This is a genomic window from Pseudomonas antarctica, from assembly GCF_001647715.1.
In the GTDB taxonomy this organism is placed as follows: Bacteria; Pseudomonadota; Gammaproteobacteria; order Pseudomonadales; family Pseudomonadaceae; genus Aquipseudomonas; species Aquipseudomonas antarctica_A.
In genome coordinates this window covers 4078677-4093386 of sequence record NZ_CP015600.1, presented here as the reverse complement: position 1 = coordinate 4093386, position 14710 = coordinate 4078677, and the positions used below count along the sequence as shown (strand labels likewise).

The window sequence follows — 14710 nt, the reverse complement described above, 5'->3', positions numbered from 1 at the left end:
TAATGAGTCCGTATTCCTTGTTCAAGCCCGTTAGGCTGGCTGCGCTATTTGTGAAGGAGCAATTAAAAGAGCCTGTGGCATTGTTTTGGACAGTGATCTCTCCCGTGGTGACCTACTATCTGATCATGTACACGAGGGCGCCAGTGAGTAAGGCGCCAAGCGATTACTTTTCCAGCACCTCATGGTTTTATGCTTTTGTGTCTTCAAGCGTTGCATTGTTTGGTTTGGCGTTTTATATAGTGGGCCGAAGAGAAAGTGGTTTTCTGCGGTCTTTCGTTTATACAGGTCGCACGAAAATTATCTTTCTTGTTGGGCAGTTCCTTGCCTATTCGGTTGTTTCGATAGTGTACTGCTCTGTTTTCTACGTGCTGACACGCAATGCCTCTGGTGTTGCCGGTAGTGCTGGGGTTGCGGAGTATCTAGTCGTTATTGGGCGATTTTATGTCTGTTTCCTGATGTTCTCTATACCCTCATTGTTGCTGACATTGGTCCCTCTAGGGTTTCAGAATGCGAGTACTGTTTTTTCCATGTTGTCTCTGGCGATGTTGGCGTTGGGAATAGTCAGTCTCAATTCCTCCAGTCCAATGCTTGCTTACGTCAAGTTTATTAACCCTATGTGGTGGGCAAATAGGGTGATGTTGGCTGGGGTCGCGGAATACTGGCTTGTTGTTTTGGTGGTTTTCGTTTTATTGGTGTTTTTATTTGTGGTGATGGTTCGATTTTTAATAATTAATCCAGTGTGGAGTCGTTATTGATGGCGCGACTTATCGTAAGCTCACTTCATGTCAGGTATGCCAGTCATGTCGTGTTCCAAAGCGCTTCGTTGGGAGTTGAAGCCGGTATGATCTCGGGTTTGCTGGGTCCTAACGGCTCTGGCAAAACCACCTTTTTTGATGTGATTTGTGGTCTCAAGAAAATAAATGGCGGTGAGATAAACAGCTCCTTCTCCAAGCTGCTTTACCTGTCGCAAATCGTCAGCACACCGCCCGTATTTCGCATGTTCGATATCTTCAAAATGACCATGCTTTTTTGCTCCGACAAAAAGGTCACCCAACAACATGCGCTCGATAAAATCGAAAAATGGAGCCCTGGTATCGCAGAACGATACTGCGAAATCTGGAACAAAAAGTCCTCTCTTTGCAGCTACGGGGAAAAACGTTGTTTTTTCACCCTTTCCCTGCTTTGTGCCAACGCGGACTTTGTGATTCTTGATGAGCCTACTGCAGGCGTGGATCCTGAATTTCGCTACCACATCTGGAGATGTCTGGAGGGCGCGGCGGCGGAAGGGGTTGCGGTGTTGGTTTCATCACACAACGTTGATGAAATTGTTGCTCATTGCGATGACTTTTACATGCTGAGTCAGCAGCGTTTCGACCGCTTCACTGACGCGCAGGGCTTCATGAATGCTTATGGTGCTAACAGTTTGGATGAGGCTTTTATTCACGCGGCAAGCCTGCCAAGAATCTAAAGCAGGCTTTGTCAGGTGCTGTCAGTTACCCATCGGTACAAACGCCACGCTGCCGCCTGAGCGCTTCTTGAACATCCGCTCGCCATTGTCTGGCTGAGTAGTGACCACCGTGTGATCTTTGCCCAGGTAGGCCAATGGCGTCGGGTCGTCCTTGGAATACTGCGCGACGATAATGGTGTGCTGCGGGTCGAAGCCCTGGCCGCTGGTTTGTTCCAGCCAGGCCATCAAGGCAGCGCTGTCGCCCTGGCGTGGGAAGTCCTGGGTTTCGCTGACGTAGTAGAACGGTTTGCCGCCGTTCTGCAGGTACATCGGCAGCTTGTTGTCGACTTCCACCAGCACCATCTGCCATTGGTTCCACGGTGCGCTTTTGACCGCTTCGGCTTGTACATCCTCGGCGAAGCGGGTTACGCCGCCATTGCCGGTGGTCCAGGGGTAGATCACACCCAGCACCAGCATCAAAAAGCCCGCGGTAATACCAAAGCCTTTTTGCCAACGTGGCCAGCTGGCGGTTTTTTTCTCCAGACGCTCACTCAACCACCAGGCGGCCAGCAACTGCGCGAAAGGCACCAGTGGCAACACGTAATAGCTGCGGCGGCTGCCACTGGCGGTGAAGAACACAAACAGCAGGCCCAAGCCCCATACCAGCCAGCGCACGTTTGGTGGCGTCCGGCGCCAGTGGCGCACAGCCAGCCACAAACCGAGCAACCAGCACGGCGCCCATGGCAGGGTGTAGGCAGGCAGGTAGATCAAGTAAGTATAGATCGGCCCCATGTGGTCGAACGGGTCGAAGAAACGTACGACGTTTTCCTTGAACACCAGTTCGAGGCCGCTTTCGCCGTAAGTTGGCGCGCCATAGAAGTGGGAAAGCACAAAAGGAATCGCGTAGAACGCTGCAGCGATCAGCATGGCCAGCAACAGGCGCAGGTTCAGGTGACGCTTGTAGCGGTGTTCGCTGAGCAGGTGCGGTAACAGCACCAGGCCCGGCAGCACAAAGCCGATCAAGCCTTTGAACAGCGACGTCGCGGCCAGCAGCAGGAAAAATACCGTGTAGCGCCCCAGCCGGGTGTCATCCGGCCCACGCCAGTACCACCAGACAGCTGCCAGCACACCACACACAGTGAGCACATCGGCGGTGGCCACCCGTGCCCAGAACAGAAAGTAGAAGGTGGTGGCCAGCATCCAGCCGGCAATCAGCCCGGTGCCTTTGCGAAACAAGCGTTCGCCAATCAGATAGACCAGCCAGATACTCAGCCAGGCCCCAATGACCGACGACAGGCGCAGCGACCACGGGCCGAGCCCGCCCATCACGTTGGCGAAACCGGTGATCAGCCAGTAAGAGGGCAGGGGTTTATCGTAATAGGGCGCGCCCTTGAGGTACGGGTCGAAGTAGTCACCGCTCTGCAGCATCTGCAGAGCGATGTTGGCCCAGCGGGTTTCCGGCCCCCACAAGTCGCGACTGCCCAGGCCCAGCAGCAGGAGTAACGCCGAGACGCCAAGCAGCAACACCAAGGCGCCGCGTTCGGTTTTCCAGAAGCTCATGGGCTTTTCTCACAGCAGACGTAACGTTAAGGAAGCTTCGGATAGATGATCAGTAACAGGGCGCCCTTGCGATACCGCTTGCCTCCCGGTGGTAGCTGGCCTTCTTCACGGTGTTCGCTGGTGCTCTTGACCCGCATCAGCACGCCCACAGAACCTTGCTGGCGCGCCTCGGCGAGCCAGGTCTGGACGCTGTCGAGGTCGACCTTGCGCTGCACCGAATCGGCATACGTCAGGCCATAGCGCAGTTCGCCTTCGGTGTCATAAAACGACACTTCAGGCCGACGCAGACGCCAGGACAATGCCGACGCCGAGCCCAGCTCGTTGCTTAGCAGAGCATGGGTTTGTTGCAATTCATCCAGATGCTCAAGCACGAACTGATCAGGCATTTCGGTATCGGTGATCATTGCCGGCATACCTGCCGGCAACAACGCCACCAGCAAACCGATGCCCAGTGCCGGTGTCGCCCATAAGGTCAGCGGGCGAACCGCTTGCAGCAGGTTGGCCAGGATCCAGGCCAACAGCACGATGAAGGCCAGGGACAGGCTGAACATCTCGGCGTGACTGTTGCCGTACATCGGGTTGCTGATTTGCAGGTAGATCAACCCCACCATCGCCACCAGGCCGATCACGGCATTAACCAGGCCATTGATCAGGATCGTGCGTGTTTTGCCTTGTTTGATCAGGTCAGTCAGCGCATGGCCCATCAGCAGGGCCAGGGGCAGCAGGCACGGCATGATGTAGGTCGGCAGTTTGCCGCGGCTCAGGCTGAAGAAGGCCAAGGGCAGCAGCATCCACAAGGCGATAAAGACGATGGGCGGCTGGGCTTTTTCTTTCCAGGTTTTGATCAGGGTCGCCGGTAGCAACCCGGCCCACGGCAAGCATGCCACGACCATGATCGGCAGGAAGAACCACCATGCGCGTGCGTGCTGTGCGTTGTCGGCCGCGAAGCGACGGATGTGCTCATGCCAGAAGAAGAAGCGCCAGTAGTCCGGTTCCTGCAAGTGAATGGCCAGGGCCCACGGTACGCAGACCAGTGCGGCGACCACTATCGCCAATGGGCCATACCGCAACAACTCGCCCACGCGACGCTGCCAGAGTATGTACGGCACGGCAATCAGCACGGGCAACAGCCAGGCCAGAAAGCCCTTGGTCATAAAGCCCATGCCGCAAGCAACGCCCAGCACTGCCCAGGCGCCCAACCGGCCACGCGCGGTTTGGCTGTCCAGCGCAAACCACAGCGCAACCAGGCTGAGGTTGACCCAGAACGTAAATTGCGGATCGAGGTTGGAATACCCGGCCTGGCCGGCTACCAGCCCGAAGCTCATGTAGAGCAGGGCGCAGGCGAAGCTTTTGCGTGGGTCGTTCCACAAGCGGCGGGCGATGAGGTAAGCCAGTACGACGCTCAGCCCGGTGGTCAAGGCCGAGGCAATACGCACGCCGAACAGGTTTTCGCCGAACACAGCCTGGCCCAGGGCGATCAGCCAATAGCCGGCGGCGGGTTTTTCAAAATAGCGCACACCCATGAAATGCGGTGCGACCCAGTTGCCGCTCAGGAGCATTTCCTGGCTGACCTGGGCATAGCGGGTTTCATCCGGGATCCACAAACCGTGCAGGCCCATGGGCAACAGGTAAAACACCGCAAAGGCCAATAGCAATAGCGGTAGGGGTTTCAATCGGGTCATGAAAACGTCGCTCCCTGACGTTTAATGGCTGCATAGGAGGGTGTACAAGTAATAACGGAAAGCATCACAAAGTTCACTAAGTGGCTGAAAATATTCATGACGTCCTGAAGTAACGGGCGCAGCTAAACATGCCAGAAGAGGGCTGTCGCCTTGCTGAACATGAATGTTGCGAAGTGTGTCGAAAAGTGTCTAGAGCTTCTTCAGCACGTTAGCCCACGCCACGCTGTTGATTTTTCCCAGCGTCTCGAACTTGCCGTTTGCCAGCACCCGCACAAACAAGGCACTGCCATACTCGGAAAACCTCGCACGGGGGAAACCCAAGGCTGTTTCGAAGTCGGAGATACAGCCGCTGTGAGTGACAAATACCAGATTGCGTCCAGGCTGTTTGTGGCTGAGCAATTCTTCGCCAATGGCTTTGCCGCAAATGGTTTTTTCGCTGGTGGTCAACTCGGCCTTGCCGAACATGAAGTGCGAAGTCTGTGCCGTACGCAACGCCGGGCTGGCAATCACGTCGCTGTTTTCCATACCCAGGGCCTTGAAGGCCTTGCCCACTTCTTGAGCACGCTGGGTGCCCAGGACGGTGAGGCCTTCAGGCGCTGCGAAGCACGGGTTGGGCGAACGGTCGCAGCGCTCTTCATGACGCACTAATACGATCAATTCGCCTTTGCGCCATGCGGGCACTACTTGTGAGTTCAGCAGGCGATCGCCAATGCCAAGATCACGCGGAGATGCTGGCCACAACATAAACCCGGCGAGCAGCAGCACGATGACTGCAAGGCCTGCCCACCACTTTTTGAATCCTTTGAAATAGCCACGGCGCACGCGCGGTTTGGTCAGGGTAAGGTCAACCACATCATTCACCATGGGCACTGTAGGCAGTGTTTTATTAAGTAGGCGCAACGCATCGACGCAATCCCGTAGGGGAGTGAGAGGCTGTCACAGGGCTGCTGTCTTTTCGCTGAACATCTCGCGGTTATAAGAAGTCGCGGCTGGCAACTAACAAGTTGCCGAATTTCGACGCGTGGAGGGCAATTTAGAGGGGCGAGGGTGGGCAAGCGGTGAAATCCATGTGAAAAATTTGCGTAGGGCTGACAGTCAGCCGTTATTCTCGTTCGGAGTCCTTCAAACGAGCGTTCTTATGTTGCAGGTGCAAGGTGTGCTTAAAAGCTATGTCACCCCGCAAGGCCCGTTGCCAGTGCTGGCGGGCGTCGACTTGTACCTGGGTGAGCGTAGCAGCTTGGCGCTGATGGGCGAGTCGGGCAGCGGAAAAAGTACCTTGCTGCACCTGGTGGCCGGGCTCGATCGGGTGGACGGCGGCCGTATTCAGGTGGGCGAGCAACGTCTGGATCAACTGAGCGAGGCGCAACTGGCCCGCTGGCGTCGTACCGAAATTGGCCTGGTGTTCCAGCAGTTCAACCTGATCGGCAGTTTGCGTGTCGAGGACAACCTGGCGTTCCAGGCCCGCTTGGCAGGTCGCTTTGACCCGCAGTGGCAGGCGCAGTTGGTTGAGCGCCTGGGCCTGGGGGACTTGCTCAAACGCTATCCAGAACAGCTGTCCGGCGGCCAACAGCAGCGGGTCGCGGTGGGGCGTGCGTTGGCGTCGCGCCCCGCTTTACTGCTGGCCGATGAGCCCACCGGCAATCTCGACGAAGCCACCAGTGATGATGTGCTGCAATTATTGCTGGACCTGCTGCGCGACAGCCCGACCAGCCTGTTGATGGTCACCCACAGCCCGCGCATCGCTGCGCGCCTGGACCAGCAGGTGGTGTTGCACCGTGGCCGTGTCGTGCCTGCGGATGCGTGTTGAGATGGCGGTGTTTTATTGGACGTTGCGCGCGCTGCTGAGCCATTGGCGGCGGCACCCGGTGCAGTTTTTCAGCGTGCTGACCGGGCTGTGGCTGGCCACTGCGCTATTGACCGGCGTGCAGGCGCTCAACAGTCAGGCGCGAGACAGCTACGCGCGTGCCAGCCAACTGATTGGCGGTGAGCCGCAGGCCAGTCTCACTGCGCCGGACGGTGCGAGCTTCCCCCAAACACTGTTTGCCGAACTGCGCCGCGCCGGGTGGCCGGTGTCGCCGGTGGTGCAGGGGCGTTTGGTGCTCAAGGGGCAAGAAGAACAACGCCTGCAATTGATGGGCATCGACCCGTTGTCGTTGCCTGGCGGCGGGGCCGTGGCGGGACAGCGGTTGAGCCAGGCCCAGAGGGTTGCGTTTTTCAATCCGCCGGGGCGTACCTGGATCGCCCCGCAAACCTTGTCGGCCCTGGGCTTGCACGAAGGTGAGCAACCGCTGACCACAAGCGGGCGAGCGTTGCCGCCGTTGCAGGTGCAGCAGGACATGGCCCCCGGCGTGTTGTTGACCGATATCGGCTTTGCCCAGCCCTTGCTGGAGATGCCCGGGCGACTGTCACGCTTGCTGCTGGACAAGGCGTTTGCTGCCAGCCACCCCACACCGCCGGCCACGCTGCAACTCAAACAGGGTGAGGAAAACAACCTCGCGCGCCTCACCGAAAGCTTTCACCTGAACCTCGACGCCCTGGGCTTTTTGTCCTTTGTGGTGGGGCTGTTTATCGTCCACGCGGCCATTGGCCTGGCGCTGGAGCAACGGCGTGGGCTATTGCGCACCTTAAGGGCTTGTGGGGTCAGCGCTCGGATGCTGATCCTCAGCCTGGGTGTCGAACTCGGCGTGTTGTCGCTGCTGGGCGGCGTGCTCGGTGTCGCGAGCGGTTATCTGTTGGCGAGCCTGTTGCTGCCGGATGTGGCCGCCAGCCTGCGCGGTCTTTACGGCGCTGAGGTGCCGGGCCAATTAAGCCTCAGCCCAGGGTGGTGGTTGGCTGGGTTGGGCTTGAGCCTGCTGGGCGCGCTGCTCGCAGGCGGCAGTAGCCTGTGGCGCGCGGCGCGTTTGCCCCTGCTGGCGCTGGCCAATGCCCAGGCCTGGCACGATGCCCATGGGCGCTGGTTGCGGCGTCAGGGCTGGGTGGCGGGGACTGCGCTGGTCATCGCCTTGCTGGCGCTGTGGTTGGGTGACAGCCTGGCCGCCGGGTTCGTGCTGATGGCCAGCCTGTTGCTGGGGGCGGCGCTCGGCCTGCCGGTGGTGCTCAATGGTGTGTTGACGGTGGTGCTCGGGCGCAGCCGCTCAGTGCTGGGCCAGTGGTTTCTCGCCGACTGCCGCCAGCAACTGCCTGCCTTGAGCCTGGCGTTGATGGCATTGCTGCTGGCGTTGGCGGCGAATATTGGTGCGGGTTCCATGACCTCGGGCTTCCGCCAGACGTTCAACAACTGGCTGGAACAACGCCTGACTGCCGAGTTGTACCTCAACCCGCAAAACCCGGCCCAGGCCGAACAGCTCACGACCTGGTTGGCGCAGCAACCGCTGGTGCAAGCGGTGCTGCCTACGTGGCAGGTCGCGGTGCAATTGCAGGGCTGGCCGGCGGATGTATTTGGGGTGGTCGACGACCCGACTTATCGCCAGCACTGGCCATTGCTGGAGGCCGCGAGCGCGCCTTGGGACCGGTTGCTGCAAGGCGATACCGTGATGCTCAGTGAGCAATTGGCGCGCCGGTTAAGCGTGCGGCTGGGGGACGCGATTGCTATCCCCACACCTGCCGGCCAGTGGTCGCCCAACGTGGTGGGGATATACGCCGACTACGGCAACCCCAAAGGCCATCTGCTGGTCAACGCGCAGCACCTGTTGGCGCATTGGCCGACGCTGACACCGGCGCGTTTCAACCTGCGGGTGCTGCCGCAGAACGTGCCACCGTTGGTGCGTGAAATACAGCGCGTATTTGCCCTGGAGGACAACCGCATCGTCGATCAGCAGCAACTCAAAGGCTGGTCGAGCCAAGTGTTTGAACGCACCTTCGCCGCCACCGCCGCCTTGAACAGCCTCACCCTCGGCGTGGCCGGTGTGGCGTTGTTTATCAGCTTGCTGACCCAGAGCCAGAGCCGTCTGGGTCAACTCGCGCCACTCTGGGCGCTGGGGGTGACGCGGCGGCAATTGATGCTGCTCAACCTTGGCCAGACCTGGCTGCTGGCCGTATTGACCCTGGTGCTTGCTTTGCCGTTGGGCCTGCTGCTGGCATGGTGCCTGGACGCAGTGATCAATGTGCAGGCGTTCGGCTGGCGTCTGCCGTTGCAGGTGTTCCCGTGGCAGCTTGCCCAATTGTTGGGGCTGGCGATGCTCGCCACCCTGTTGGCGTCGGCCTGGCCGCTATGGCAGTTGTACCGCAGCCGCCCGGCTGATCTGCTGAGGACCTTTGCCAATGAAGATTAAAGCGCTGTTGTGGGCAACGGTATTGCTGTTGAGCGCGTGCGACAAAGTGCCCGCGCCGCAAGAAAGCTTCGCGGGCCTTGGCAGCGATGCGGCGGACTTTGCCCAAGTGGTGCCGGGTAGGGTCTTCAGTTTCCCCGAGGACCATGGCCCGCATGATGGCTTTCGCATCGAATGGTGGTACGTCACTGCCAATCTCAAAGACGCGCAAGGCAATCTGTTCGGCGTGCAGTGGACTTTGTTTCGCAACGCGTTGAAGGCCGAGCCTACGCAGCCGGGCTGGCACGACTCGACGATTTGGCTGGGCCATGCCGCCGTCACCTCCGCTACCCACCATTACGCCGCCGAGCGCTACGCCCGTGGCGGTATTGGCCAGGCGGGTGCTCAGGCAGTGCCGTTCAATGCCTGGATCGATGACTGGAATTTCGTCACCCGCCCAGGCGCGGCAAGCTCGTTGGCGGATATGCAACTCAAGGCCGGCGGCCCGCAGTTCGCCTACGACTTGCACCTCACGTCCAGCCGTCCACTGGTGCTGCAAGGTGACAAGGGCTATAGCCGCAAATCCGATCAGGGGCAGGCGTCCTACTACTACAGCCAGCCGTTTTTTGCGGCGGCCGGCAGCGTCAGTATCGACGGTAAAACCTACCAGGTCAGCGGCCCTGCCTGGCTCGACCGCGAATGGAGCAGCCAACCCCTGGCAGCCAGCCAGACCGGTTGGGACTGGTTCTCGCTGCACCTGGACCGTGGCGAGCAGTTGATGCTGTTTCGCGTGCGGCAAAAAGACGGCGCGGGTTACCTGACCGGCACCTGGATCGACCAGCAGGGCCAAACCCAGACCCTGCACAATGCCGATATCCAGCTCACACCGCTGGCCACCACCGACATTGACGGGCGAGCTATTCCCACGCGCTGGTCGCTGAAAATACCCGGTAAACAGCTGGATATAACCACCCAGGCCGTCAACCCGAAAGCGTGGATGAACCTGAGTATTCCGTACTGGGAAGGGCCGGTGCAGTTTGACGGTGGCGTGGGGTATTTGGAGATGACGGGGTATTAACCGCGCTTGTTCTCTTGCCAGCAGGCAACGAGTCCATATCAATATAAAAAATACTGTACATGCATACAGCTATGTCCTACAGTCCATCCCAGGTGACCGGATGTCACCGGTCACCCGAGCTTCAATTTTTTAACTATGGATGGATAAAAAATGAAACCCACAAAAGCCCTGATGCTGGGCGCGGCCATGATGGCCTCCTGCTTCATTTCGGCCTCTGCCCTGGCCGAGCAAACCCTTCCCCAACTCACCCCCGGAACGGTCAACCAAGGTGTGATCGATGCGCTGAAACCTGGCGGCACACTGACTGCAGTGCCGATCTCGGACGAGCTACGGCAAAAGTTCCTGGACGCCAAAAATGGCAAGGTAAACGCAACGCCCAAGGCGGCCAAGTCGGCGCCGTTCAACACCGCCGTCAGCGCGTTGAAAAAACCGAGCCAGGCCAGCCTTAAAAGTGCTGCTGTCGCCGCCTTTGAACCGCTGTTTCCCACCCTGGAGATCAACACCCTTTACACCATCACCGAGGTGCAAACCGGCCAGGAATTTCCCTACCACTTCAACCTGCCGAAAAACGCCCGGGTGCTGGTGCAGTTGATCAATCAGAGTGCCGGCGCCGATATGTCGCTGACCCTGTTCCGTGATGACGGCCAGGGTAATCCGCAGTTGATCGACACCTCCGACAACCCGGGCAATGCCGATGAATACCTGGGCGGCGTACTGCCTGCTGGGGACTACTACTGGTACATGGTGGCCAAGACCGCGAACAACGCGCAGTTCAGTTTCGGCGTGGCGGCGGACACCAACATCGATGCCTTTGAGCCCAATGACAGCGCGCAAACCGCCTTTGTGCTGCCGGACTCGATGAACAAGGTGACCGGTAACCTCGACAATGCCAACGACGTCGATTACTTCGACTTCAAGGCCGTGCGTGGCCAAAGCGTGAGCATGTACCTGGCGGGCGATGAGAGCGGCAGCCGCAACCAGTGGATCTTCGACCGCTTCGATGGCACCAATTGGGTCACCGTGCCGGCCGGTTCCACCTCGACTTACCCGAGCGTAACGCCGGGCGCGACCGTCAAGGTGCGGGTGCGTGCCAACCCTGCGGTGACGCAGGACCCGACCAAGCAGTACGCATTGAGCCTGGGCTCCACGCCACGGTTGAACACGTCGGAGGTGAAGGGCGACAACATCGTGCGGGTGCCGGCATCGATATTCTGGATGGCGACCCAGGCTGGACGCACGTTGAACTGGAGCACCAATTGGTCCGACTCCACTGGCGCGCCTCTGTTGGGGGTCACGCCGGTCCTGCGCGTCGACAAGCGCTTTGATGGCGCCGAGTTCCACTGGACCGACTTCAAGGCCAGCACCAACAGTGCGGGCACATCCCAGGCCAGTGCCGCGCTCGGTGAATGCTTCGGCGAATACCGCGTGCAATACCCGGACAGCAGCACCGGTGTGAAGTACAACTGGGAAACCACCTTCAACTTCGGCGGCTGGCGTATCGAGTTGGCAGAGTTCCCGGGGGTGGGTGTCGGCGGTGACAATGTGCCTTATGTGACCTTTGGGCACATCTGCACGCAGAACATCATCCACTGATACGCTGAGTCATGGAAAAGGGGCAGCCTGATTGGGCTGCCCCTTTTTTGTCAGTCGCGAGCCAGCGCCTGTTTCAACGGCAAGCGCGCCATGCTCGTGCTTTTCAACGAGCCGAGGTACAACCAATCGCCATATTCCCGCGCGGTGGTAATCGGCGAGTAATTGCCCGGGCTGCCATCCTGCAAGTTGGCGATGACCTGGCCGTCGGTGTCCAGCCCGAGCACGAAGGCTTTGTGCTCGATGGGTTTGGGCACCACCATCAACGCCCGCACCATGACCTTGCGCAAGAAGGGATAGCCGGCGAAACCATCCAGCAATGGACTGCGTGGCGAATACAGGGCGACCCAGAAACGGTCGCGCCCGTTGAAACTGAGGTTGTCCGGCAAGCCTGGCAGGTTGTCGGCAAACAGATCGTGGCTGCCGGCTCGAGCGCCTTTGAGCCAATAGCGGCTGATGCGATAGGCGCCGGTTTCATTGACCAGCACATAGTTTTCATCCGGGCCCAAGGCCACGCCGTTGGCGAATTGCAGATGGTCGAGCAACACCTGGGTGGTCCCGTTACTGAAGTCATACCGCAACAAGCGGCCGTCGCCGCCATGCTCGATCACGGCTTCGCCATCCTGGCCGTAGCCCCAGCGGCTTGATGAATCGCTGAAATACCCATAGCGCCCGCTGGCGTCGATGGTCACGTCATTGGTAAAGCCAAACGGTACGCCGTTCGCGGCGCTGCTTAACGGCGTGAGTTGGCGATTGGCATCGAGTGCAAGCAAGCCCTTGACCCCGTCAGCCACGATCAAGCGCCCATCCGGGTGAAACGCCAGGCCGAGGGGCCGGCCGCCGGTGTTGGCCAGCACTTCCAGGGTATGGCTGTCGGGCGATGTGCGGATGATGCGCCCGTCATGCAAGCCGCTGATCAGAAACCCCTGGGCATCCAGCAACAGGGCTTCAGGGCCGGGAATGTCTTGTGCGCCAATCTTTTGTACGGCCTTAAGCCGCTGGTTCTCGGCGTAGGTGCCTTCCCTCATCGACGGCGCCTTGGGCGCAGACCAATTCACCGGTTGCACTTTGGTCGGCATCAACAGCAGAAAGGCGATCACCGCAAGCGCAAGCACGAACAGTAAATGACGCAGGTTTTTGGGGCGGTGGCTCATGACTATTCCTGGTTGTCGTAGGCGTTCGGTTCCCAGTGCAAGGTACCGAACAGGTAATCCATCAGCGGTAGAACGATATTGAAGTTGCGCCCTTGCATGAGCTCGCGACGGTGATGCAGAGCGTGCAGTTGGTGCATCTGGCGAATCCACGGCAGGCGCGCCACCGGATGGTGGGCGGGCAGGTGTTCGCAGGCATGGAACACTTCATAGAGCAAGTAGCCGAGGATCATGCACCCGGCAAACAGCCCGGCCACATTAGGGCTCAGCTGCTTGAGCAGCCACCACGCGGGGAGGGTGATGGCCAGGCTGTGCAGCACGATCAACCAGGCGGGAAACAGAATCACACGCCAGTCTTTGGGGCTGTCGAAGGTCATGTGGCCGGGGGTGAAGAAGCTGTGATGATCGCCGGTGTGGCGTGCGTAGAACAGGCGGGCGAAGGGGTGTTTGTGGTGCCCGAGGTGGCGGTGCACGAGATAGATGCAGAGGTTGAAAAACACTAGGGTCAGGGGGACGGTCAGCCACTGGAGTGGGGTGATGTGTTCGGTGGAGCACCAGGCCAGGGTGATGCAAAAGAGGCCGTAGCCGAGGACAAAACTTGCATGCAGCCATGGGTTGTAATGGCGGTTCACTTCGCTGCGGTAGCGGGTGCGAAAGGTTTCGGTGGGGTGTGCCATGGCGGGAAGCTCGGTATTTTTTTGTTGGAGGCTGAGCTTAGTTGGTGCGCGAGATTGTGCGAGTTTTTGCGCAGTACACGCAGCCTCTGTGGGAGCTGGCTTGCCTGCGATGGCATCCACGCGGGATGCCTGATGCACCGGGGTGTCGGCCTCGCGGGCAAACCATCTGTCACATTTGATCTCGTTCGATTTGGAGTGCCATTCGGCCCCGAGTGACCAATGGCCTCTTGCACAGCCCCCATTTACTTGCTAGTTTCTCGCAAAATGTTAACGATAACATTTGCTCTAAAAATAAAAACAAAACAGAGACCCACGCCATGAAAATGCTCCCGAAAACCCTGTGTTTACTGGCTGTCAGCATCACCCTCGGCAACGCCGCTCCCGTTTTCGCCGACGCCGCCAAGCCCATCCGCATCGGCGCCTCCTTCCAGGAGATCAACAACCCTTATTTCGTCACCATGAAAAACGCCCTCGAAGAGGCCGGCGCAACCATCGGTGCGAAACTGATCATCACCGACGCCCGCCACGACGTGTCCAAGCAGGTCAGCGACGTCGAAGACATGCTGCAAAAAGGCATCGATATCCTGCTGATCAACCCGACCGATTCGGTCGGCGTACAGTCTGCGGTCAAATCCGCCCACGCGGCCGGTGTCGTGGTGGTCGCAGTAGACGCCCAGGCCGATGGCCCGCTGGACTCTTTCGTCGGCTCGAAGAACTTCGACGCCGGCTTCCAGGCCTGTGAATACCTGGCCAAAAATATCGGCGATAAAGGCAATATCGCGATCCTCGACGGCATCGCCGTGGTGCCGATCCTCGAACGTGTACGCGGTTGCAAAGAGGCCGTAGCCAAACACCCCGACATCAAGATCGTCAGCATCCAGAATGGCAAGCAGGAACGTGACCAGGCGCTGACCGTCACCGAAAACATGCTGCAGGCCCAGCCGACGCTCAAGGGTATTTTCAGCGTGAATGACAACGGCTCCCTCGGTGCACTCTCGGCCATCGAAGCCAGCGGGCTGGACGTGAAATTGGTCAGCGTCGACGGCGCGCCGGAAGCGATCAAGGCGATCCAGAAACCCGGCAGCAAATTCATCGCAACCTCGGCGCAATACCCCCGCGACCAGATCCGCCTCGCCCTGGGCATCGCCCTGGCCAGGAAGTGGGGCTCGCAAGTACCCGCCACTGTCCCGGTGGACATCACTTTGATCGATCAGGCCAAGGCCAAGGACTTCAGCTGGTAATTCGCCCAGGCCCCACGCAACCCGTGGGGCTTAAGGT

The 14710-nt window shown here is 59.3% G+C and carries 12 protein-coding genes; 7 read left to right on the top strand and 5 right to left on the bottom strand.

Annotated elements, in window-relative coordinates:
- The first annotated feature begins 2 nt into the window (after positions 1-2).
- A complete protein-coding gene (locus A7J50_RS18285; RefSeq protein WP_064453080.1) occupies positions 3-755 on the top strand; it encodes a hypothetical protein in 753 nt (250 codons plus the stop codon).
- On the top strand, positions 755-1468 hold the full coding sequence (locus A7J50_RS18280; RefSeq protein ID WP_064453079.1) for an AAA family ATPase: 714 nt from the start codon (positions 755-757) through the stop codon (positions 1466-1468). The genes A7J50_RS18285 and A7J50_RS18280 overlap by 1 nt, the downstream gene beginning before the upstream one ends.
- Before the next feature lie 21 nt (positions 1469-1489).
- Here the strand turns inward: A7J50_RS18280 and A7J50_RS18275 are convergent, their stop codons facing one another.
- The 3 genes from A7J50_RS18275 to A7J50_RS18265 all read right to left on the bottom strand — a co-directional run bounded on the left by A7J50_RS18275 (position 1490) and on the right by A7J50_RS18265 (position 5553).
- A complete protein-coding gene (locus tag A7J50_RS18275) occupies positions 1490-3007 on the bottom strand; it encodes an ArnT family glycosyltransferase (protein ID WP_064453078.1) in 1518 nt (505 codons plus the stop codon).
- 26 nt (positions 3008-3033) lie between these two features.
- The gene (gene arnT, locus A7J50_RS18270; protein ID WP_064453077.1) at positions 3034-4689 is read right to left on the bottom strand and encodes a lipid IV(A) 4-amino-4-deoxy-L-arabinosyltransferase; all 1656 of its coding nucleotides are present in this window, start codon (positions 4687-4689) and stop codon (positions 3034-3036) included.
- A gap of 189 nt (positions 4690-4878) precedes the next feature.
- Entirely contained in the window at positions 4879-5553 is a 675-nt protein-coding gene (locus A7J50_RS18265) for a hypothetical protein (protein ID WP_064453076.1), read from the bottom strand.
- 274 nt (positions 5554-5827) lie between these two features.
- Here A7J50_RS18265 and A7J50_RS18260 point away from each other — a divergent pair, with 274 nt between their 5' ends.
- The 4 genes from A7J50_RS18260 to A7J50_RS18245 all read left to right on the top strand — a co-directional run bounded on the left by A7J50_RS18260 (position 5828) and on the right by A7J50_RS18245 (position 11607).
- On the top strand, positions 5828-6496 hold the full coding sequence (locus A7J50_RS18260; RefSeq protein ID WP_064453075.1) for an ABC transporter ATP-binding protein: 669 nt from the start codon (positions 5828-5830) through the stop codon (positions 6494-6496).
- Position 6497: 1 nt separating this feature from the next.
- Complete coding sequence (locus A7J50_RS18255; RefSeq protein WP_064453074.1) at positions 6498-8960, top strand: ABC transporter permease; 2463 nt, start codon at positions 6498-6500, stop codon at positions 8958-8960.
- Entirely contained in the window at positions 8950-10014 is a 1065-nt protein-coding gene (locus A7J50_RS18250) for a lipocalin-like domain-containing protein (RefSeq protein ID WP_064453073.1), read from the top strand. The genes A7J50_RS18255 and A7J50_RS18250 overlap by 11 nt, the downstream gene beginning before the upstream one ends.
- 150 nt (positions 10015-10164) lie before the next feature.
- Positions 10165-11607, top strand: a complete 1443-nt coding sequence (locus tag A7J50_RS18245; RefSeq protein WP_064453072.1) for a hypothetical protein — start codon at positions 10165-10167, stop codon at positions 11605-11607.
- Between the two features lie 50 nt (positions 11608-11657).
- Here A7J50_RS18245 and A7J50_RS18240 read toward each other — a convergent pair whose 3' ends face one another.
- Together A7J50_RS18240 and A7J50_RS18235 are read right to left on the bottom strand one after the other, a co-directional pair.
- Positions 11658-12758 carry an SMP-30/gluconolactonase/LRE family protein gene (locus A7J50_RS18240; protein ID WP_064453071.1) on the bottom strand — a complete coding sequence of 367 codons (1101 nt, stop codon included), beginning with the start codon at positions 12756-12758 and terminating at the stop codon, positions 11658-11660.
- Positions 12759-12760: 2 nt separating this feature from the next.
- Complete coding sequence (locus A7J50_RS18235) at positions 12761-13432, bottom strand: sterol desaturase family protein (RefSeq protein ID WP_064453070.1); 672 nt, start codon at positions 13430-13432, stop codon at positions 12761-12763.
- 317 nt (positions 13433-13749) lie between these two features.
- Here A7J50_RS18235 and A7J50_RS18230 point away from each other — a divergent pair, with 317 nt between their 5' ends.
- Positions 13750-14673, top strand: coding sequence for a substrate-binding domain-containing protein (locus tag A7J50_RS18230; RefSeq protein ID WP_064453069.1), 924 nt, complete (start codon positions 13750-13752; stop codon positions 14671-14673).
- Positions 14674-14710: the final 37 nt, after the last annotated feature.